This is a genomic window from Nonomuraea sp. NPDC049378 (genome assembly GCF_055586745.1).
This window is the reverse complement of sequence record NZ_JBVJHP010000021.1, coordinates 42,825-63,369: the sequence shown is the minus strand read 5'-3', so window position 1 is coordinate 63,369 and position 20,545 is coordinate 42,825. Positions and strand designations below refer to the sequence as shown.

The 20,545-nt window shown below is 70.4% G+C and carries 15 protein-coding genes; 6 read left to right on the top strand and 9 right to left on the bottom strand.

Annotated elements, in window-relative coordinates; translation table 11 throughout:
- Positions 1–222 precede the first annotated feature (222 nt).
- Complete coding sequence (leuS, locus tag ACZ6SA_RS37555) at positions 223–2,670, top strand: leucine--tRNA ligase (RefSeq protein ID WP_347650598.1); 2,448 nt, start codon at positions 223–225, stop codon at positions 2,668–2,670.
- On the opposite strand, the gene ACZ6SA_RS37550 is transcribed toward leuS, so the two are convergent.
- Positions 2,667–3,635 (bottom strand): TIGR03557 family F420-dependent LLM class oxidoreductase, encoded by a 969-nt coding sequence (locus ACZ6SA_RS37550; RefSeq protein WP_347650599.1) that lies wholly within the window; start codon positions 3,633–3,635, stop codon positions 2,667–2,669. The genes leuS and ACZ6SA_RS37550 overlap by 4 nt on opposite strands.
- 52 nt (positions 3,636–3,687) lie before the next feature.
- On the bottom strand, positions 3,688–4,113 hold the full coding sequence (locus ACZ6SA_RS37545) for a hypothetical protein (RefSeq protein ID WP_347650600.1): 426 nt from the start codon (positions 4,111–4,113) through the stop codon (positions 3,688–3,690).
- Between the two features lie 147 nt (positions 4,114–4,260).
- On the opposite strand from ACZ6SA_RS37545, the gene ACZ6SA_RS37540 reads away from it, so the two are divergent.
- Positions 4,261–7,410: a S41 family peptidase gene (locus ACZ6SA_RS37540; protein WP_347650601.1), complete on the top strand. Its 3,150-nt coding sequence runs from the start codon at positions 4,261–4,263 to the stop codon at positions 7,408–7,410.
- Positions 7,411–7,475: 65 nt separating this feature from the next.
- On the opposite strand, the gene ACZ6SA_RS37535 is transcribed toward ACZ6SA_RS37540, so the two are convergent.
- The 3 genes from ACZ6SA_RS37535 to ACZ6SA_RS37525 form a co-directional block, all read right to left on the bottom strand.
- The gene (locus ACZ6SA_RS37535; protein WP_465833614.1) at positions 7,476–10,286 is read right to left on the bottom strand and encodes a vitamin B12-dependent ribonucleotide reductase; all 2,811 of its coding nucleotides are present in this window, start codon (positions 10,284–10,286) and stop codon (positions 7,476–7,478) included.
- Positions 10,283–10,738: a transcriptional regulator NrdR gene (nrdR, locus tag ACZ6SA_RS37530; RefSeq protein WP_347617844.1), complete on the bottom strand. Its 456-nt coding sequence runs from the start codon at positions 10,736–10,738 to the stop codon at positions 10,283–10,285. Before nrdR ends, ACZ6SA_RS37535 begins: the two co-directional genes overlap by 4 nt.
- Positions 10,739–11,271: 533 nt before the next feature.
- Positions 11,272–11,691 (bottom strand): LysM peptidoglycan-binding domain-containing protein, encoded by a 420-nt coding sequence (locus ACZ6SA_RS37525; RefSeq protein WP_465833612.1) that lies wholly within the window; start codon positions 11,689–11,691, stop codon positions 11,272–11,274.
- A gap of 1,080 nt (positions 11,692–12,771) precedes the next feature.
- Between ACZ6SA_RS37525 and lexA the strand changes: the two genes are divergently transcribed.
- A complete protein-coding gene (lexA, locus tag ACZ6SA_RS37520; protein WP_347650739.1) occupies positions 12,772–13,482 on the top strand; it encodes a transcriptional repressor LexA in 711 nt (236 codons plus the stop codon).
- 338 nt (positions 13,483–13,820) lie between these two features.
- Here lexA and ACZ6SA_RS37515 read toward each other — a convergent pair whose 3' ends face one another.
- A complete protein-coding gene (locus ACZ6SA_RS37515) occupies positions 13,821–14,663 on the bottom strand; it encodes a nucleotidyltransferase domain-containing protein (protein ID WP_465833610.1) in 843 nt (280 codons plus the stop codon).
- A gap of 66 nt (positions 14,664–14,729) precedes the next feature.
- Here ACZ6SA_RS37515 and ACZ6SA_RS37510 point away from each other — a divergent pair, with 66 nt between their 5' ends.
- Positions 14,730–15,845, top strand: a complete 1,116-nt coding sequence (locus ACZ6SA_RS37510; protein ID WP_347650737.1) for a MalY/PatB family protein — start codon at positions 14,730–14,732, stop codon at positions 15,843–15,845.
- A 100-nt stretch (positions 15,846–15,945) separates the two neighbouring features.
- On the opposite strand, the gene ACZ6SA_RS37505 is transcribed toward ACZ6SA_RS37510, so the two are convergent.
- On the bottom strand, positions 15,946–16,827 hold the full coding sequence (locus ACZ6SA_RS37505; protein WP_443151006.1) for a glycerophosphodiester phosphodiesterase: 882 nt from the start codon (positions 16,825–16,827) through the stop codon (positions 15,946–15,948).
- A gap of 200 nt (positions 16,828–17,027) precedes the next feature.
- On the opposite strand from ACZ6SA_RS37505, the gene ACZ6SA_RS37500 reads away from it, so the two are divergent.
- Complete coding sequence (locus ACZ6SA_RS37500) at positions 17,028–18,386, top strand: MFS transporter (protein WP_465833607.1); 1,359 nt, start codon at positions 17,028–17,030, stop codon at positions 18,384–18,386.
- Here the strand turns inward: ACZ6SA_RS37500 and ACZ6SA_RS37495 are convergent.
- Positions 18,337–18,807 carry a TIGR03618 family F420-dependent PPOX class oxidoreductase gene (locus tag ACZ6SA_RS37495; RefSeq protein ID WP_347650733.1) on the bottom strand — a complete coding sequence of 157 codons (471 nt, stop codon included), beginning with the start codon at positions 18,805–18,807 and terminating at the stop codon, positions 18,337–18,339. The two genes, ACZ6SA_RS37500 and ACZ6SA_RS37495, sit on opposite strands and share 50 nt — an antisense overlap.
- 58 nt (positions 18,808–18,865) lie before the next feature.
- On the bottom strand, positions 18,866–19,267 hold the full coding sequence (locus tag ACZ6SA_RS37490) for an ester cyclase (RefSeq protein ID WP_347650732.1): 402 nt from the start codon (positions 19,265–19,267) through the stop codon (positions 18,866–18,868).
- 37 nt (positions 19,268–19,304) lie between these two features.
- Between ACZ6SA_RS37490 and ACZ6SA_RS37485 the strand changes: the two genes are divergently transcribed.
- Positions 19,305–20,516 (top strand): amidohydrolase, encoded by a 1,212-nt coding sequence (locus ACZ6SA_RS37485; protein WP_465833604.1) that lies wholly within the window; start codon positions 19,305–19,307, stop codon positions 20,514–20,516.
- Positions 20,517–20,545 lie beyond the last annotated feature (29 nt).

Sequence of the window (20,545 nt, the reverse complement as noted above, 5' to 3'; positions counted from 1 at the left end):
CATCAGGTCTCGCTGGACCTGAAGGATCTATTGTGCCCGCCGGCCTCGATCGAGTATCTGCATTCAGCCGAAGACGTGCGCTAGGCTTGACACATGCATTCCGCGACCCTGCTTCTTATCGGGCCGCGACGGCCCTGAAGATCTCGCCGTCGCGGCTCCACCCCTCGTTGTGTGCACGGGGGGTTTTCTTATGGGTCCGAGTCAATTCAAAGGACAGTAGCCGTGAGTGAGTACGATCCGCAGGCGCTGCAGGCCAAGTGGCAGCAGCGATGGGAGGAGCAGGACCCCTACCGGGCGAGCGAAGACCCGGCCGACCCCCGCGAGCGGCGCTACATGCTCGACATGTTCCCCTACCCGTCGGGCGACCTGCACATGGGCCACGGTGAGGTCTTCGCCATCGGCGATGTCATCGCGCGCTTCTGGATGCAGCAGGGCTACAACGTCCTGCACCCGATCGGCTGGGACTCCTTCGGACTGCCCGCCGAGAACGCCGCGATCAGGCGCAACGCCCACCCGGCCGAGTGGACCTACGCCAACATCGAGACGCAGGCCACCTCGTTCCGGCGCTACGCCGTCTCCTTTGACTGGTCGCGTCGCCTGCACACCAGCGACCCCGACTACTACCGGTGGAACCAGTGGCTGTTCAACCGGTTCTTCGAGCGCGGCCTGGCCTACCGCAAGGGCGGCCTGGTCAACTGGTGCCCCAACGACCAGACCGTGCTGGCCAACGAGCAGGTCGTGGCCGGCAAGTGCGAGCGCTGCGGCGCCGACGTCATCCGCCGCGAGCTGACGCAGTGGTACTTCAAGATCACTGACTACGCGCAGCGGCTGCTGGACGACATGGACCAGCTGGACACCTGGCCCGAGCGGCTGCTGACCATGCAGCGCAACTGGATCGGCCGCTCCGAGGGCGCCGACGTGCTGTTCGAGATCGAGGGCCGCGACGAGCCGGTCCACGTCTACACCACGCGGCCCGACACCCTGTTCGGCGCCACGTTCTTCGTGGTCGCCGCCGACGCCGCGCTGGCCGACGAGATCGTCACCGACGAGCACCGCGCCCGCTTCGAGGCCTACCGCGCCGAGGTCGCCAAGCTGAGCGACATCGAGCGGCTGGCCACCGACAAGGAGAAGACGGGCGTCTTCCTGGGCCGCTACGCGATCAACCCGGTCAACGGCGAGCGCATCCCCGTCTGGGCTGCCGACTACGTGCTGTCCGACTACGGCCACGGCGCCATCATGGCCGTGCCCGCCCACGACCAGCGCGACCTGGACTTCGCGGTGAAGTTCGGGCTGCCGGTGAAGGTCGTCGTGCACACCGGCCTGGCCGACCCGGGCGAGACCGGCGAGGCCACGCCCGGCGAGGGCACGCTGGTCAACTCAGGGCCGCTCGACGGCCTGAGCAAGACCGAGGCCATCGCCAGGATCATCGAGGTCCTGGAGCGTGACGGCAGGGGCACGGGCGCGGTCAACTACCGGCTGCGCGACTGGCTGCTGTCCCGGCAGCGGTTCTGGGGCACGCCGATCCCGATCATCCACTGCCCCGACTGCGGCGAGGTGCCCGTCCCCGACGAGCAACTGCCGGTCACGCTGCCCGACATGCGGGGCGAGGCGCTGGCGCCCAAGGGCGTCTCCCCGCTGGCCAGCGCGACGGAGTGGGTCAACGTCGAGTGCCCCAAGTGCTCCGGTCCCGCCCAGCGCGACACCGACACGATGGACACCTTCGTCGACTCGTCGTGGTATTTCCTGCGTTACTGCTCGCCGGGCTACACCGACGGCCCGTTCGACCCCGAGCAGGTGCGCAAGTGGGGCCCGATCGACCAGTACGTCGGCGGCATCGAGCACGCGGTGCTGCACCTGCTGTATTCGCGGTTCTTCACCAAGGTCCTGCACGACATGGGCATGGTCGACTTCACCGAGCCGTTCGTCCGCATGCTCAACCAGGGTCAGGTGATCAACGGCGGCAAGGCCATGTCGAAGTCCCTGGGCAACGGCGTGGACCTGGGCCAGCAGATCGACGACTTCGGCGTCGACGCCGTGCGCCTGACGATGATCTTCGCCGGCCCGCCCGAGGACGACATCGACTGGGCCGACCTCTCACCGGCCGCCTCGCAGAAGTTCCTGGCCCGCGTGCTGCGCGTGATGTCCGAGGTGACCAGCGAGCCCGGCGTCGCGTTCGAGGGCGGCGACGTGGAGCTGCGCAAGGTCACGCACCGCACGATCGACGAGGTCACCAGGCTGGTCGAGTCCTACCGCTTCAACGTGGCGGTGGCGCGCATGATGGAGCTGACCTCCGCCACGCGCAAGGCCGTCGACTCCGGCCCCGGCCCGGCCGACCCGGCGGTGCGCGAGGCCGCCGAGACGCTGGCCGTCATGCTGTCGCTGGTGGCCCCCTACACCGCCGAGGAGGGCTGGGAGCGGCTGGGCCGCACCGGTCCCGTCACCTTCGCCGGCTGGCCGGTGGCCGAGCCGCAGCTGCTGGTGCAGGAGTCGGTCACCTGCGTGGTGCAGGTGGCGGGCAAGGTCCGCGACCGCCTGGAGGTCCCGCCCGGCATCAGCGAGGACGACCTGCGGGCGCTGGCCCTGGCCTCGGAGAAGGTCGCCCCCTACCTGCAGAACGCGCCCCGCAAGGTGATCGTCCGGGCGCCCAAGCTGGTCAACATCGTCCCTTAGAGGGAGCGCAGGGCCGGCAGCAGTTCCTTCTCCGCCCAGTCGAAGAAGGGCTGCTGCCGGTCGTGCCCGATCTGGACGAGCGCGATGTGGGTGTATCCCGCGTCGACGTACTTCCTCGCGGCCTGCACGACCGCGTCCACGTCGTCGCCGCAGGGCACGCTCTGGGCCACGTCCTCCGGGCGCACGGTGCCGGCGGCGGCGGCGAAGTTCACCGGCGCGGGCAGCTCGGCCATGACCTTCCAGCCGCCGGTGGCCGCCCAGCGCCACAACGTGTGCGCGCGCTCCTTGGCAGCCTCGACGTCGGTGTCGTAGGAGAGGGCGAGCTGGCCGTAGACGGGCCTGCCGTGGCCGCCCGCCGCGTGGAACTGCTGCACCACCTCCGGCAGCGGCTCGTTGACCACGAGCACGTCGCCGTACTCGGCGGCGAGCTCGGCGGACTGCCCGCCGGAGGCGGCGATGCCGATCGGCACCGGCCGCTCCGGCAGGTCGTAGAGCTTGGCGGAGTCGACGTCGTAGAACTCGCCCTGGCGGGTGACGTACTCGCCGCTGAAGAGCTCCCTGATGATCTGTACGGCCTCGGCGAACATGCGGTGCCTGGTGTCGACCGGCGGCCAGCCCTCGCCGATGACGTGCTCGTTGAGGTTCTCGCCCGCCCCGAGCCCCAGGGTGAACCGGCCCCCGCTCAGCACGCCCATCGTGGCCGCCTTCTGCGCGACCACGGCCGGGTGGTAGCGCATGATGGGGCACGTCACGTAGGTCATGAGCGGGAGCCGCTCGGTGACCTGGGCCGCGGCGCCGAGCACCGACCAGCAGTAGGGCGAGTGCCCCATCTCCTCCAGCCACGGGAAGTAGTGGTCGGAGATGACCGCGTAGTCGAAGCCGATCCGCTCGGCCGCCGCGGCGTAGTCGACCAGCTCGCGGGCCGGGGTCTGTTCGGACATCAGGGTGTAGCCGATGTGTACCATGCGTCCCGGCTACCCCTGTCAGCCGGGATTAGCGTCCAGGAACCGGAGATCGTCAACGGCAGCGGTCGCGCATCTCCTCGGCCACCAGGCCCAGGCCGATGCCCAGCAACCAGACGTCCTTGGCGATCGCGACGCCCTGCTCGGAGGGCCGCAGGCTGCCATCCTGCCGCAGGCCGGGCGTCTTGAGATACAGGCCGAGCAGGCCCGCCGCGAAGCCCGTCAGCGCGGCCCCCGCCAGGAGTGAAGGCACCAGCGGCACCAGCAGGGCCACGCCGAGGGTGATCTCCGCCTTGGAGAGCAGCCTGGTGAAGGTGAGCGGGCTCATCCTGTGCAGGAACGGATAGGTGCCCGAGGCCATGCCGTGCAGGCTCGCGGCGGTGTCCTCGCCCGCGCCTGACTTGCTGAGCCCGGAGTTGAGGATGACGGCCGCGGCGGCCAGCCGGGGCGGGAGCTGGTGCGGGCGGGCGAGGATCTTCATGGTGCCTCACAGGATGCAGAAGCCGGAATTCGTACCATTCCCCTGCATGTCCGGCGCATCCCGGACTTGGCCGTTCCGAGGACAGGGTCAGTTCGCTGGGGAGAGAATTCTTGGGCTGGCCTTGGTCTCGCGCATTAGTGTGCATCTGTGACAAATGGCGCATACCTCAGACACCCGCACCTGCACGGTGACATGGTGACCTTCGTCGCCGACGACGACGTCTGGCTGGCTCCCCTGACAGGAGGCAGAGCCTGGCGCTTCACCGCGGACCGCGTATCGGTGTCGCATCCGAGATTCTCGCCCGACGGCAGCCGCATCGCGTGGACCAGCGGCAAGGAGGGCGCCCCGGAGGTGTTCGCGGCCGAGATCGACGGCCCGGAGGGCGAACGGCTGACCCACTGGGGCAACACGGCGACCGGCGTACGCGGATGGACCCCCGAGGGCGACGTGCTCGCGGTCAGCGCGGCCGGACAGAGCGAGACCAGCAGGAACTGGGCCTACGCGGTGCCGCTCGACGGGGGACCGGCCACACGCCTGCCGTACGGGTGGCTGAGCGACGTCGCGGTCAACGGCGTCCAGGTGGCGACCGTGTCGCCGATGTGGCGAGAGCCCTCGCAGTGGAAGCGGTACCGAGGCGGCACCGCCGGCAAGATCTGGGTCGACGCCGACGGCGACGGAGCGTTCACCAGGCTGTTCGCCGACAGCGCGGCACAGTACTGGTCGGCCGGCTGGGTGGGCGACAGGATCGTGTTCCTGGCCGACATCGACGGCGCCGGCAACCTCTACTCCGCCCGCCCCGACGGCTCCGACCTGCGCAAGCACAGCTCCCACGAGGAGTTCTACGCCCGCCACGCCGCCGGTGACGGCGAGCGGGTGATCTACAGCCACGCCGGCGACCTGTGGCTGCTGGAGAGCCTGGACGCCGAGCCGTACCGGCTGGACGTGCGGCTGGGCGGGCCGCGGCCAGGACGGGCCAGGCGGCCGGCGCCCCTGCGGGCGGGCTCGTTCTCGCCCGACGCGAGCGGGCGGGCCAGCGCCGTGGAGATCCGCGGCACCGCCCACTGGGTGACCCACCGCGACGGCCCCGCCGGCGTGCTCCGCGCGCAGCCCGGCGTCCGCGTACGCCTCCCGCAGGCCCTGGACTCGGACGGGCGGGCCGTGTGGGTGTCCGACGCGAGCGGCGAGGACGGGCTGGAGGTCGGCACGCCAGGAGGCGAGATCAGGACGCTGGCCACCGGTCAACTCGGCCGCGTGCTCGACCTGGAGGCCGCCCCCGACGGCAAGCACGTGGCGGTGGCCACCCACGACGGGCGGCTGCTGGTCGCCGACCTCGAAACCGGGAACCTCCGCGAGCTCGACCGCACCACGCAGGGAGACGTCAGCGGCCTGACGTTCTCGCCCGACTCGAGCTGGCTGGCCTGGGTGCATCCGGACCACGAGCCGCTGTCACAGATCAAGATCGGACGCGTCGACGGGACCTCCGTCATCGACGTGACCCCGATGCGGTTCGCCGACTACGGCCCCGTCTTCACCAAGGACGGCAAACACCTGGCGTTCCTGTCGATCCGGACGTTCGACCCCGTCTACGACACCCACAGCTTCGACCTGTCGTTTCCCCAAGGCTGCCGCCCCTACCTCGTGCCGCTGCAGGCCGGCACCCCGTCGCCGTTCGACCCCTCGCTGCAGGGCCGCGGATTCAACGGCGAGGACGACAAGGCCGCCAAGGACGACGGGGCGAAGGACGACGCGCCGCCGCGCACCGAGGTCGACCCCGACGGCATCGCCTCCCGCGTGGTGCCGGTGCCGGTGCCCTCGGGGCTCTACAGCAACCTGCGCACCGCCAAGGACGCCCTCCTCTGGCTGCGCCACCCCCTCACCGGCCGCCTGGGCGACGGCACCGAGTCCGAGAACGACACCGTGCTCGAACGGTACGACCTCAAGAAGCGCGCCAAGGCCGAGCTGGGCAAGGAGGTGCGCTCGTTCGAGGTCAGCGGCGACGGCGCCAGGCTCGTCACCAACGGCAAGGACGGCCTGCAGACCCGCTCCGCCTCCGAGGGGGACGAGGTCGTCACCATCGACCTCGACCGCGTCACCGTCCAGATCGACCCGGTCGCCGAATGGCGGCAGGGCTTCCGCGAGGCCGGTCGGCTCATGCGCGACCACTTCTGGCGCGAGGACATGAACGGCGTCGACTGGCAGGCCGTACTCGACCGCTACGAGCCGCTGGTCGACCGCATCGGCTGCCACTCCGAGCTGATCGACCTGCTCTGGGAGGCCCAGGGCGAGCTGGGCACCTCGCACGCCTACGCCGTGGCCAACGCCGGCGGCCACGACCCCCGCCGCCGCCAGGGACTGCTCGGCGCCGACCTGGCCAGGGACGGCGACGGCGTGTGGCGGGTCACCCGCGTCCTGCCCGGCGAGTCGTCCGACCCCGCCGCCCGCTCGCCGCTGCTCGCCCCGGGCGTCGGCGTCCGCCCCGGCGACGCGATCACCGCCGTCGGCGGCCGCCCCGTCGACCCGGTACGCGGGCCGCTCGCCCTGCTGGCCGGCACTGCCGACCGGCCCACCGAGCTGACCATCCGCCCCGCCTCAGGGGGCGAGCCGCGCCGCGTCGTGGTGAACCCCATCGCCGACGAGACGCAGCTGCGCTACCACGACTGGGTGGAGGACCGCCGCGCCCACGTCAGGCAGGCTTCGGGCGGCCGGCTCGGCTACCTGCACGTGCCCGACATGGTGGCCTCGGGGTGGGCGCAGTTCCACCGCGACCTGCGTACCGAGATGGCCCGTGACGGGCTCATCGTGGACGTCCGCGAGAACAGCGGCGGGCATCTGTCGGAGCTGGTGCTGGAGAAGCTGTCCAGGAAGGTCACCGCGTGGTCGCTGGTTCGCGGGTACGAGCCGATGCGCTACCCGGAGGACTCGCCGCGCGGGCCGATCGTGACCGTCACCGACGAGTTCGCCGGCTCCGACGGGGACATCGTGAGCGCGGGGGTCAAGAACCGCGGGATCGGGCCGCTCGTGGGCACGCGGACGTGGGGCGGCGTGATCGGGATCGACTCACGCTACACGCTCGTCGACGGGACCCGCGTGACGCAGCCGCGCTACGCGTTCTGGATCGAAGGCCCCGGGTGGGGGGTGGAGAACTACGGGGTCGACCCCGACGTCGAAGTGGTGATCACGCCGCAGGACCGGGTCGCGGGGCGTGACCCGCAGCTCGACAAGGCCATCGAGCTGGCCATGGCCGCCCTGGAGGAGAACCCGCCCGCCACGCCCCCCAGCCTGCCGCCCGCCCGCTGACCGCGCACACCGGTGGGGAGGGGCCGTACGGCTCCTCCCCACCGGTGCGCGCCGGCCGACGCGGGTCAGCTGCAGCCGCTGGTCGAGCCGCAGCCCTCGCAGACGTAGCAGCTGCCGGCCGGGCGCATCTTGGTGCCGCAGGTCATGCAGAGCGGCGCGTCCGCGGTGAAGCGCTGGTGGCTCTCCAGCGTCAGCTCGGCGACCGGCTGCTCCGCCTCGGGCTGGGTCCTGGTCTCGATGGGCGCCGACTGGGCCAGCGCCTCGCGGTCGACCGGCTCCTGGAGCGCCGCGGGGTCCTCGCCCCGCTGCTGCGCCGCCCGCTCGGCCGCCGAGAAGATGCCCAGGGCCGCCCGCTCCTCATAGGGCAGGTGGTCGAGCGCCAGGCGGCGGAAGATGTAGTCCATCACCGACGTGGCCATCCGGATGTCCGGGTCGTCCGTCATGCCGGCCGGCTCGAACCGCATGTTCACGAACTTGCTCATGTACGTCTCCAGCGGCACTCCGTACTGGAGCCCGATGGAGATCGCCACGGAGAACGCGTCCATGACGCCCGCCAGCGTCGAACCCTGCTTGGACATCTTGAGGAAGACCTCGCCGAGCCCGTCGTCAGGGTAGGAGGAGGCGGTCATGTAGCCCTTGGCGCCGCCCACGGTGAACCGGGTGGTCATGCTCGGCCGCTGGTTGGGCATGCGCCGGCGGGTCGGCCGGTTGACCTCGACGACCTTGACCTCGGGCTCCGCCTGCGGCTCCTCCTTCTTGGAGCCGTTGCCCGCCGACAGCGGCTGGCCGACCTTGCAGTTGTCGCGGTAGACGGCCAGGGCCTTGAGGCCGAGGCGCCAGCCCTCGGCGTAGACCTGCTCGATGTCGTCGATCGTGGCCGACTCTGGCAGGTTGACCGTCTTCGAGATGGCGCCGGACAGGAACGGCTGCGTGGCCGCCATCATCCGCACGTGACCCATGGGCGCGATCGCCCGCTCGCCCATCGCGCAGTCGAACACCTCGTAGTGCTCCCGGCGCAGGCCGGGCGCGTCGACGACGTGACTGTGCTCGGCGATGTGCTCGACGATGGCCTCGATCTGCTCCTGCTGGTAGCCGAGCTGCTTGAGCGCCCGCGGGATCGTCTGGTTGACGATCTGCATGGAACCGCCGCCGACCAGCTTCTTGAACTTGACCAGCGCCAGGTCCGGCTCGATGCCCGTCGTGTCGCAGTCCATCATGAGGCCGATGGTGCCGGTGGGGGCGAGCAGGCTGGCCTGGGCGTTGCGGTAGCCGTGCTTCTCGCCCAGCTTGAGGCACTCCGACCACTGGCGCGAAGCCTCGGAGTGGATCTTCGCGTCCATGGAGCCCGCCGTGCGCAGGTCGTCGTTGGCCGCCGCGTGCTTGCGCATGACCCGCTTGTGCGGCTCGGCGTTCCTGGCATATCCGTCGTACGGCCCCACCACGCCCGCCAGTTCGGCGCTGCGCCGGTAGGACACGCCGGTCATCAGCGACGTGATCGCCCCGGCCACCGCCCGGCCGCCGTCGGAGTCGTAGGCGTGCCCGGTGGCCATCAGCAGCGCGCCCAGGTTGGCGTAGCCGATGCCGAGCTGCCGGTAGGCGCGGGTGGTCTCGCCGATCTTCTCGGTCGGGAAGTCGGCGAACGAGATCGAGATGTCCATCGCGGTGATGATCAGCTCGGTCAGCTTGACGAAGTCGGCGACGTTGAAGGAGTTGTCGTCCTTCAGGAACTTCAGCAGGTTGATGCTGGCCAGATTGCAGGACGAGTTGTCCAGATGCACGTATTCCGAGCAGGGATTACTTGCCGTGATACGTCCGGTTTCCGGGGTGGTGTGCCAGTCGTTGATCGTGTCGTCGTACTGCAGGCCGGGGTCGGCGCACTCCCAGGCGGCCTTGGCCATCTTGCGGAAGAGGTCTCTGGCGTCGACCTTCTCGATGACCTCACCGGTCAGGCGGGCGCGCAGGCCGAAGTCGCCGCCCTTCTCCACCGCCCGCATGAACTCGTCGGAGACGCGCACCGAGTTGTTGGCGTTCTGGTACTGCACGGAGACGATGTCCTTGCCGCCCAGGTCCATGTCGAACCCGGCGTCGCGCAGCGCGCGGACTTTGTCCTCCTCGCGCGCCTTGGTCTCGATGAACTCCTCGATGTCGGGGTGGTCGACGTCGAGCACCACCATCTTGGCGGCCCTGCGGGTCGCGCCGCCGGACTTGATCGTCCCCGCGGACGCGTCGGCGCCGCGCATGAACGACACCGGGCCGCTGGCCGTGCCGCCGCTGGAGAGCAGCTCCTTGGAGGAACGGATGCGGGACAGGTTGACCCCGGAGCCCGAACCGCCCTTGAAGATCACGCCCTCTTCTTTGTACCACTCCAGGATCGACTCCATCTGGTCGTCCACGGAGAGGATGAAACACGCCGACACTTGCTGCGGCGACTGGGTGCCGACGTTGAACCAGACCGGCGAGTTGAACGCGAACACCTGGTGGGCGAGCGCGTGCTTCAGCTCGTGGTCGAAGATCTCGGCGTCCTCGTCACCGGCGAAGTAGCCGTGCTCGATGCCCGTCCTCGTGTAGACGCCGACGACCCGGTCGATCAACTGCTTGAGGCTCCACTCGCGCTGCGGGGTGCCCACCGCGCCGCGGAAGTATTTCGTGGTCACGATGTTGGCCGCGTTGACCGACCAGAACGCGGGGAATTCGACACCCCGCTGCTCGAAGTTGACCGAGCCGTCGCGCCAGTTGGTCATGACGACGTCGCGGCGCTCCCACTGGATCTCGTCATACGGGTGCACACCGGGCTTGGTGAAGATGCGCTTCATCTTCAGTCCCTTACGCGGACGCTTGCCCCCGCGCGCCACTGAACCGCTGGCCGTCTCCGTCATGACTCCCCCTTCTCCGCCTTCAACTGTGAGATCTCGGCTTCGAAGTCCGCCAGGCTCTCGAAACCGCGATACACCGATGCGAAACGCAAATAGGCCACCTCGTCGAGCTCCCGCAGCGGGCCGAGGATCGCCAGGCCCACCTCGTTGGAGGGGATCTCCGCCGCGCCCTTGGCCCTGATGGCCTCCTCCACCCGCTGCCCGAGCTGCGCCAGCGAGTCCTCGCTGACGGGTCTGCCCTGGCAGGCGCGCCGCACGCCTGCGACGACCTTCTCCCGCGAGAACGGTTCCGTCACTCCGCTGCGCTTGCTCACCATGAGCAGTACGGTCTCCTGCGTGGTGAACCTGCGCCCGCACTCGGGACAGGTGCGCCGGCGCCTGATGGCCGCACCGTCGTCCGTCGAACGGCTGTCGATGACCCTGGTGTCAGGGTGGCGACAGAACGGGCAGTGCACTCTTTCGCCTCCAAGGCCCCTGCTTCACCACGAATCCGAACCCGCACGCGGGGACGCTCGCGCACGCTCCATGGCTGACCACGGAACGGTGGCATAACCACAAGGTGTGGTGAACCTACATCGGTGTAACTACTAGATGTTGTGGTCCAACCGTAGAAGCGTGCGACCATGAACGCAAGTTGAGCCACTCCATCGCACCGAAGTCGCTGATCAGCCCGCCATCCTCTTCTGTCCCGGGCGTGTCGTGCCTTCGCGAGGGGCGTTCGCCCAGTTGAGCGTGTCACAGGAGTTGTGCGCGGCCTCTTCGGTGAACGATCCTCACAACGCTACCGGAGGGCACTTCCACCACCACGCCCCCTCCTCGCGCGCCCACGTCGCCTCCGCCCGGGCCCTTGCCTCCGCGGCGCCGTGCGGCGGGCTCCCGGCGACCAGCCGCCGTCCGTGGGTCGCGGCGGGACGGTGGTGAGCTCACCGGGCGCGGACGGCAGGTGAGCCGGCCGAACGAGGGCGGCGGGAGAGCCGGCCGGCAGCGGTCAGCGTAAGGTGGCCTCGTCTTTCGGGAGGTAGAGACGGCTGCCGGGGCGGATGAGGGAATCGGGCAGGCCGTTCAGCCGCTTGATCTCCTCCACCAGGACTGCGGGATCCCCGCCACGGGAGAGGGCGTCGGCGATCGCCCGCAGTGTGTCTCCCTCGCGGACCTCCACCCACGGCAACCCCGCGTGGGCCGGCACCATGACGTGGACGGCGGCGTGCCCGGCGGTGCGCGTACCGAGCCAGAACCCGCCCAGGGACAGCAGCGCGGCCGCCACCACCAGCACGACCCGCCCGCGCCTGGTCAGCCGTAGCGGCGGGGTGGTCCGGCGGCGCAACGTGGCGGGGGCCGGCTGCTGCTGCCGCCGCTGCCGCCGCTGCCGCCGTTCCGCCGCTCGGCGACCCCGCAGCCGCGCGACCAACTTCCCGGCCCTCGCCTTCCTCCTCGCTCCGGTCTCCCTCCGCGTCCGGGCCTCGCCCTTCGCCCCGATATCGGCCCTCGTCGAGGCCCCTCCCGCCTCGCTCTGGGCTCTCCGGCCGCCGTTTCGCGTGGTCCCGGGCCCGCTCCTCCGGCTCCCGGCCCGGGGTGTCCCGGGCGCGCCCTCCCGGGTTTCTGTCCGGGGTGTCGCAGGCGCGGTCTTCCGGGTTTCGGTCTGGGCTGCCCCGGCAGGGGTCCTCCGGCTTCTCGTCTGGGTGGTCCGGGGCCCGAGCCTCCGGGTTTCGGCCCTGGGGTGCGTTTGGGCCCGGGTTTCCGCGTCGGTGAGAGGGCCGGCTCCTGCCGGGGGCTCGGCCCCGGCCGTCGCCCGGGTTCCGGCACCGGCTCCCCGCCGGGAGCCGGCCCGTGCCCCTGCGCGGGTCACGGGCTCGGCCCCTGTCGTGCTCAAGCCTCTCGGCCCATACCGGCTCGTGGCCCCCATCCGTCGCGAGGCCGCGGTTGAGGCCCGCTTCTCCCTGCCGCTCGCTCCCGCGCCCGCGTTCGCGGCGCGTCTTCGGGTGGAGACGGTCGGGTCGCCGTCGGCGGCGGACCGGCCCGGCGGGACGGTGTCGTCGGTCGCTCCGCCCGTGCGGGGCGGCGGGACGAGGCGCAAATGGGATCTTCCTTCGCTATTCGAACGGGACCCCAACCTCTTGCCGGAATTACCGCTGGCGACGGGCTGTGTACGCGTATTGTCTCCCCGTCGATCCTTGCTCTGCGTGGCATCGGCGATGAGGGTGAGCTGTTTGACGTCTTCGCTGGTCGTGTCCATGTTTGTGGGTGTTCGCATGGATGACCTCCTGCCGTGTGGCCCGAGGAAAAGGCCAAATAAAGATCAGCAAATCGAACACGATGTCGATCGAACTCCCGTACGATGTTGTACACCACGCACGCGATATTTTCGAGGAAGACTCGAACAATTGTTTGAAGATGATCTTCAACAGAGATACGGTCGCTGTGTGCGACATCAAGACCACGGACTGGGAGGTTCGCCGGTGAGGCGGGCCGCCAGGCGAGGAGGAAGAGCATGACCGAGCGGGATGACACGAACGGGGTCAGCGACCTCGCGGTGCGACGGCGAGATTCCCTGGGCCTGACCCCCAGGCAGCGCAAGATCCTGGAAGTGATCCGCGACTCGGTGCAACAGCGCGGCTATCCGCCCTCCATGCGCGAGATCGGCGAGGCGGTGCAGCTGACCAGCACCTCCAGCGTGTCCCACCAGTTGACGGCGTTGCAGCGCAAGGGCTATCTGAGGCGTGACCCGCACCGGCCCCGCGCGCTCGAGGTGCGGCTGCCCGGTGAGCCCGTGATGTGGGTCGATCCTGACGCCGCCCCCGACGTCGAGTCCACGGTGAGCCGCCCCACGGCCGCCTACGTGCCGCTCGTCGGGCGCATCGCCGCCGGTGGGCCGATCCTGGCCGAGGAGAGCGTCGAAGACGTCTTCGCCCTGCCCAAGCAGCTCGTCGGTGAGGGCACCCTCTTCCTCCTCCAGGTCACCGGTGACTCGATGATCGACGCGGCCATCGCCGACGGCGACTGGGTGGTCGTCCGCCAGCAGCCGGTGGCGGAGAGCGGCGACATCGTGGCCGCGATGATCGAAGGCGAGGCCACGGTCAAGACCTTCAAGCGCAAGGACGGCCATGTCTGGCTCGTCCCCCACAACCCCAACTACGAGCCCATTCCCGGTGACGAGGCCAGCGTCCTGGGCAAGGTCGTGGCGGTTCTCCGGCGGCTCTAGCCGGAGTGACCAGGCGCGCGTCCGACCGCACGCGCCGCGATGACGGCGCGCGCCACCAGCACACATGCCACGGGGGACGACACGGCCCATCATTGTCGGGCTTGTCGCCATCTCGCCGGCCTGTCCTCGAAGAGTCCTCAGCGCGGGCGTTCCACCCCCGCCGCAGTCCCCGGCCGGCGGGCGAAACCCCCGGTGCGCACGTTCACGGGAATGCCCGTGCGCACGCGTACGCGATCGCGTCGTTTCCGGGGACACGCGGTCGGGGCCTTTCTCGATCCCGGGCGTGACCGGCGCCAGCGCCGCGACGGGCGCCTGCGGGTCGTGTGCAGCGATGCCGGTCAGCGGGCGGCGTACAACGCGTGCGCGGACGTGATCGCCTGCCCGGCGAAGCCCAGCACGTCCTTCCTGCGCTCGAACGGAGAGCCGTAGAGCGACTGCCGGGGAGCGCCGAAATGGTCACCCAGCCCCGAGGTCAGGCTGCCGAGCGTCGGTGCCGCGGTGTCCTCCTCGCGTACGCGCAGCGCCTCGTTCACCACGCGGTGCCAGCGCTCGGGGAACGCCTCCAACGCGTACCGCCCGGCCTCCGTCTTGGAGGTGATGTCGCCGGTCGCGAGCGTGTAGTGCAGGCGTGCGACGCCCGTGACGACCCACAGTGTGCCGTATCCGCCCAGGCAGATCAGGCCCCAGGGCGTGGCCAGCCGGGAGGCCCGGCTCACCAGCCGTCGCCAGTAGCGGTCGAGGTTGTCGTCGGTCCAGGCGGCCAGCGCGTCAGGATCGTTCCAGATCTCGAACTCGTCCGGTTTGGGCCCGCGGCAGGTCAGCCCGTGTCGCGCCAGCGTGTGCCAGGTGATCGGGTTGAGCGCGCCCCGGCGGTTGAGCCTGCCGTGCTGCGCCTGCGGACGGGTGCCCAGGCCGTCGGGGCCGCGGCGCAGGTCGTCCCAGGTCAGGTACACACCGTCGAAGGGGTGGGCGCCGAGCCGGGTGTGGATGCGCTCCAGCACGTCTTCGGGCGGGGCGGCGGCCGTGACGGCGATGAAGTCCACGTCGCTCGTGCTCGGCCGGTAGTCGCCCAGGGCCGCCGAGCCCTCGAGGTAAAGCCCCTCCACCAAGCCGGGCGCCTCCATGTCGGCGATCGACAGGTAGGTCTCGACAATGGCATCGATCTTCGAGTGGGGCATCATGGCCGCCCAGCCTGCCACAACCGGCGGCAGCACCTCATCAACATTCGAGAATCCTAAAATGGGTGGGTGGATTACGCATATACCCCTGAAGGGGTCAAAGCCACACACGACGGTTTGAAATGGGCGGCGGTCGAGCCGAACGTGATCCCCGCCTGGATCGCCGACATGGATCTTCCCACCGCACCCGAGGTGATCGAGGCGCTGCGGCGCCGGGCAGGCGGCGACCTCGGCTATCCGGCCTGGCTGACCGATCCCTCCGCGGGGCCGCTGGCCGAGGCCTTCGCCGAGCGCATGGCGGTCAGGTACGGCTGGGCGGCCGACCCCGCGCTCGTACGCTCGTTCAACGACCTCAACCAGGCGCTCCAGGTGTTCCTCCACACCTGCACCGAGCCGGGCGACGGCGTCGCCTTGCACACCCCCGCCTACCACCCGTTCCTGTCGACGCTGGACCTCATGGAACGCCCCCTCCGCCCCATCCAGATGGAACCCGACGGCGACTCGTGGCGCTTCGAGGTGCCCGACCTGACGGGCTGCCGGGTGCTCCTCCTGGTCAACCCGCACAATCCGACCGGCAGGGCCTTCACCCGCGCGGAGCTGACCGAGCTGGCCGAGCACGCCGAGCGCCACGATCTGCTGGTCCTCGCCGACGAGATCCATGCCGACCTCGTGTACGAGCCGTACCGCCACATCCCGTTCGCCACGATCCTCCCCGACCGCACCGTCACGCTGACGTCCGCGACGAAGGCGTTCAACCTGGGCGGCATCCGCTGCTCGGTCGCCCACCTCGGTCACCCGGGCGCCCGCAAGGCGCTGGAGGCGCAGCCGCCCTTCGTGTACGGCTCCGCGAACGTGTTCGGCGTCGAGGCCACGGTCGCGGCGTGGCGGCACGGGGACGCCTGGCTGGAACGGACCCTCGCCCTGCTCGACCGCAACCGGCACACGATCGCGGCCCGCCTGCCGGAGACGTTCGGCTACCGGGTGCCGGAGGCGACGTACCTGGCCTGGCTGAGCGTCGGCAGGCCTGGCCTGGCCGAGGTCTTCGAGCGCGAGGCCGGCGTACGGCTGAACGAAGGCGCGGACTTCGGCCCCGGCGGCGCAGGCCACGTACGGCTCAACTTCGCCACCACCGAGCCCATCCTCGCCGAGATCCTCGACCGCCTGGCCGGGGCCCATCCGGGTTGACCACGGAACGGCCACCAGCTCCGGGACCGGTCAGGGACAGGCGGTCGGGCACGGAAGGTAGGGCCGGGAGGCCGGCGGTGGGAAGGGGGTCGCCTGGAGGTCAGGCGTCGGTCAGGTCGCGCAGGACGTCGGGTCTGTTGGTGATGATGCCGTCCACCCCGTACGAGATCATCCGGCGCATGTCGTCCGGGTCGTCGACCGTGTAGGTGAGGACCTCCATGCCGAGCCCGTGCACGCGCCGGACGTACGCGGACGTGAGCGTGGTGTACGGCGGGTTGATCTGGTCGGCGAACGTGGCCAGCGAGGGCAGTTCCGCGGTCGCCGGCGTGCCGAGCAGCCCGATCGGCACGCCGGGCATGAGCCGGTGGAACGTCCGCATCGAATCCCAGTCGAACGACTGCACGACCAGCCGACCCGGTGCCAGCCAGCGGGGGTTGCGCCGCAGCTCGGCGGCGATGCGGGCCTCGATGCCCGGGTACCGGTCGGGGGCCTTGACCTCGAGGAGGAGGCCCATGCCCGAGCCGCTCATCGCCCGCAGCGCCTCGCCGAGCGTGGGCACCGGCTCGCCCGCGTGCTCGCCGGAGAGCCACGAGCCGGCGTCGAGGTCGCGGATCTGGGAGTAGGTGAGGTCGCCGACGTTCCACGGCGACAGGCCGGGGAAGACCTCCTCGGCGTCGGTGGTGCGGGTCAGGGTGGTGTCGTGCATGAGGACCAGCCGGTGGTCCTTGGTCTCCTGGACGTCCAGCTCGAACATGTCGGCCCGCTGCTCGTCCGCGAGCTCGAAGGCGGCGATCGTGTTCTCGGGGGCGTACGCGGACGCGCCCCGGTGGGCGACGTTGGCGACCGGCCGGCCGGTGTACGCGGAGGCGCTTCGGTGGGCGACGTCGGCCACCGGCCGGCCGGTGGTTGCGGGCGCGGTCCCGGTGAGCGCGGTCAGGGCGGCGAGGGTGGTCGCGATGATGAGGGCGAGTCGTCTGGACATGGGTCTCCTCTGCTGGGGAGAGGCCTACGACTCGACAGTCACAAGATCGCATGACGTGCAGTTGAGTGCAGAGTAGCCCTGCGGTGCCCTGGTGGTGAGCATCCGACACGCGGGCCTGCCGCAGCGTCGACGTTCATGACCCTTTAATCTGAAATGTGCATTATCGCGGGGCGTTGGCCGTTCTTCTGTCGGCTTGGTTCATGGCGCAGTTCGACTTCTTCGTGGTGAACGTCGCCGCCCCTTCCCTCGAACGTGACCTGCACGCCGGCCCCGCGGCCCTGGAGCTGATCGTGGCCGGCTACGCCTTCACGTACGCCGCCGGAATGATCACCGGCGGGCGGCTCGGCGACCGGTACGGCTACCGGCGCGTGTTCGTCTGGGGAGTGGCCGCGTTCACGGTGGCGTCGGTGCTGGCCGGGGTCGCGCAGACCCCGGCCCAGCTCGTCGCCGCCCGCCTGCTGCAGGGGCTGGCGGGCGCCGCCATGGTGCCGCAGGTGCTGGCCACGATCTCCGCCGTCTATCCGCCGGGCGAGCGGGCACGTGCCATCGGCTGGTACGGCGCGACGGGCGGCCTCGGCTCGATCGCCGGCCAGGTGCTGGGCGGCCTGTTGCTGACGGCCGATGTGCTCGGGCTCGGCTGGCGGGCGGTCTTCCTCATCAACCTGCCCGTCGGACTGGTCGTCGTGCCGCTGGCCTGGCGGCTGCTCCCGGAGGTGGAGACGCAACGCCAATCCCGGCTCGACGTGCCGGGCGCGGCCGGGCTGGCGGCCGGGGTGGCGTTGCTGCTGGTGCCCATGGGCCTCGGCAACAGCCTGGGCTGGCCCCTCTGGACGTGGGCGTGCATGGTGGCGAGCGTCCCGGTGTTCGCGCTGACCTGGCGCTGGTTGCGGGCGCTCGGAGCGCGCGGCGGGCAGCCGGTGCTCGACCTGGCCCTGCTCAGGGTCCACTCCTACCTGGCGGGCGTCGGGTCGATCGTCGCCTTCATGGCGTACTTCGCCTCGTTCATGTTCACGCTGACGTTGCTGCTCCAGACCGGGCTGGGGCTCACGGCGTTCGAGGCGGGCCTGGCATTCGCGCCGATGGGCGCGATGTTCACGCTCACCTCGTTGCTCGGGGTCCGGCTGGTCAGGAGGCGCGGGCTGATCGTCGTCATCGCGGGCGGACTGGTGGTCGTGCTCGGGCTGGTCCTGCTCCTGGTGGCGGCCGGTCAGGGGCTGCCGTACGTGCTGGTCGCGCTCATGCTCGTCGGCGCCGGCAACGGCCTGGTGCTGCCGCAGCTCATCGGGGCGGCGCTGGTCGAGGTCGAGCCCCACCAGGCCGGCATCGGGTCGGGAGCGCTGAGCACCGCCCAGCAGTTCGCGGGCGCGGGCGGCGTGGCCGTGATCGGCGCGCTCTTCTTCGCCGTCGCGGAGGGCGGGCGCCACGTCGCGGCCATGCGCTGGTCGGCGGCCGTCGACCTGGCACTCGTCCTGGTCGTGATCGCGTCGGTGGCCTACAACCGGCGCCGCGCTATCCGGCGGGCGTGGCCAGAGCGGTCCCGTACAGTTGCGACACCCTGAGCCTGATCACCAGCCGCCGGTCATCGGCCATCCGGCGCAGGAAGGTGGTGGGGTCGCCGACGTGCTGCTGCATGGCCAGGAGCTCCAGTCCCACCTCGTCGCCCGGATCGGTGGTCACCGGCGACAGCTCCGCCTCGCCCTCGGCCACGGCGTAGGAGGCGAAGTCGTCGCTGGCCACGTAGAGGGCGCCGCGCGGGTCCTTGTGGAGGTGCCTGACCTTGAGCCGCTCGCCCATGGTGGAGATGCGCACGACGCGCTGCTGGGGATCCCACGTGTACTGGACGGTGGACATGTGCGGGTGGCCGCTGCTCTTGTTGGTGGCCAGCGCCCCGAATCGCTGACCGCTCAGCAGCTGGGACAGCTCGCCGTCACTCAGCGAGCGGGGTGGCGGGCCCGCCTCGGGCGCGTACTCCTGTGACATGCACCATCCTGTACGTACCGCGTGCACGACCTAGGGTGCACCGACATAGAGAGATATGTCAGCCTATCCCCAGTTCCCTGCTGAAGGTCTGGGCGTCCGAGATCACCCAGTATTCGGCGAACCTGTCGCCCTCGGCCCGCAGGATGTCGTGCCCGCTGAAGGCCACCCTGGTCCCCTCGGCCACGGTCGCGCCGGGGAGACCGCCCCGGTAGGCGCCGGTGAACGTCCACCTGGCCGCCACCAGGTCGCCGTCCGGGATCGGGCCGACGTCGAGCGTGACCGCGACGTCGTCGAAGGGGGCGTAACCCTGCCTGAGCACCTCGATGAGCTCGCCCGGCCCCGACACCTCCATGCCTGGCCAGTGCCCGGTGAAGCCGGGGGTGACCAGTTCGTGGGCGAGCTCGAAGTCGCCGTTCCACATCTCGAGCAGCCATCGCCTGTACAGGTGGGAGATCGTCATTCAGAGCCCCTACCCGCCCACCTGTAAGTTACGGGTCATGAAACTCGCTATCATCAGCGGATTTGTCGTTCCGGTCGACGGAGACCCCATCGACGGCGGCACCGTGCTCATCGAGGACGGGAAGATCACCGCGGTGGGCCGGGACGTGGCCGTGCCGGAGGGGGCTTCCGTGGTGGACGCGGGCGGCGGGTGGGTGCTGCCCGGCTTCGTCGAGGCCCACGGCCACCTGGGCGTGCACGAGGAGGCGGAGGGCTGGGCCGGTCAGGACACCAACGAGATGACCGACCCGAACGGCGCCCGCCTGCGTGCCCTCGACGCCATCAACCCCGCCGACCTGGGCTTCGCCGACGCGCTGTCGGGCGGCGTGACCACGGCAGTGATCAAGCCGGGCTCCGGCAACCCGATCGGCGGGCAGACGGTCGCCGTGAAGTGCTGGGGCAGAAGCGCGGACGAGATGCTGATCAGGGAGCCGGTGAGCGTCAAGAGCGCCCTGGGCGAGAACCCCAAACGCGTGTACGGCGACCAGAAGAAGCTGCCCTCCACCCGGCAGGGCGTGGCCGCGGTGATCCGCGACGCGTTCATGAAGGCGCAGGACTACCGGGCCAGGCGGGCGGCCGCGCAGGCGGAGGGCAAGCCGTTCGACCGCGACGGCACGCTGGAGATCCTCGTCCGCGTGCTGGACGGCGAGCTGCCGTGGTGCCAGCACACGCACAGGGCAGACGACATCGCCACGGCGCTCAGGCTGGCGGCGGAGTTCGGCTACCGGGTGGTGATCAATCATGGCACCGAAGGTCACCTGCTGGCCGACACCCTCGCCGCCAGGAACGTTCCGGTCATCATCGGCCCGCTGTTCACCAGCCGGTCGAAGGTCGAGCTGCGGCAGCGCTCGCTGCGCAACCCCGGCATCCTGGCACGGGCGGGCGTAGAGGTGGCCATCACCACCGACCACCCCGTCGTGCCCATCCACTTCCTCGTCCACCAGGCCACGCTCGCGGTCAAGGAGGGGATGGACCCGGCCGAGGCGCTGCGGTCGATCACCGTGAACCCGGCCAGGATCATGGGCCTCGACGACCGGGTCGGCTCCCTGCGCCCCGGGCTCGACGGCGACGTGGTCATCTGGTCCGGCGACCCGCTGGACGTCATGAGCCGGGTGCGGAAGGTGTTCATCTCCGGCCGGGAGGTGTATTCGTACACCGACGGCGAGCCCGTCGTGGCCGACCCCTATTACCGCGAATCAAGTGACCGTTAAGCGCCTGTAGATGCGCGGCCCGCATAGTG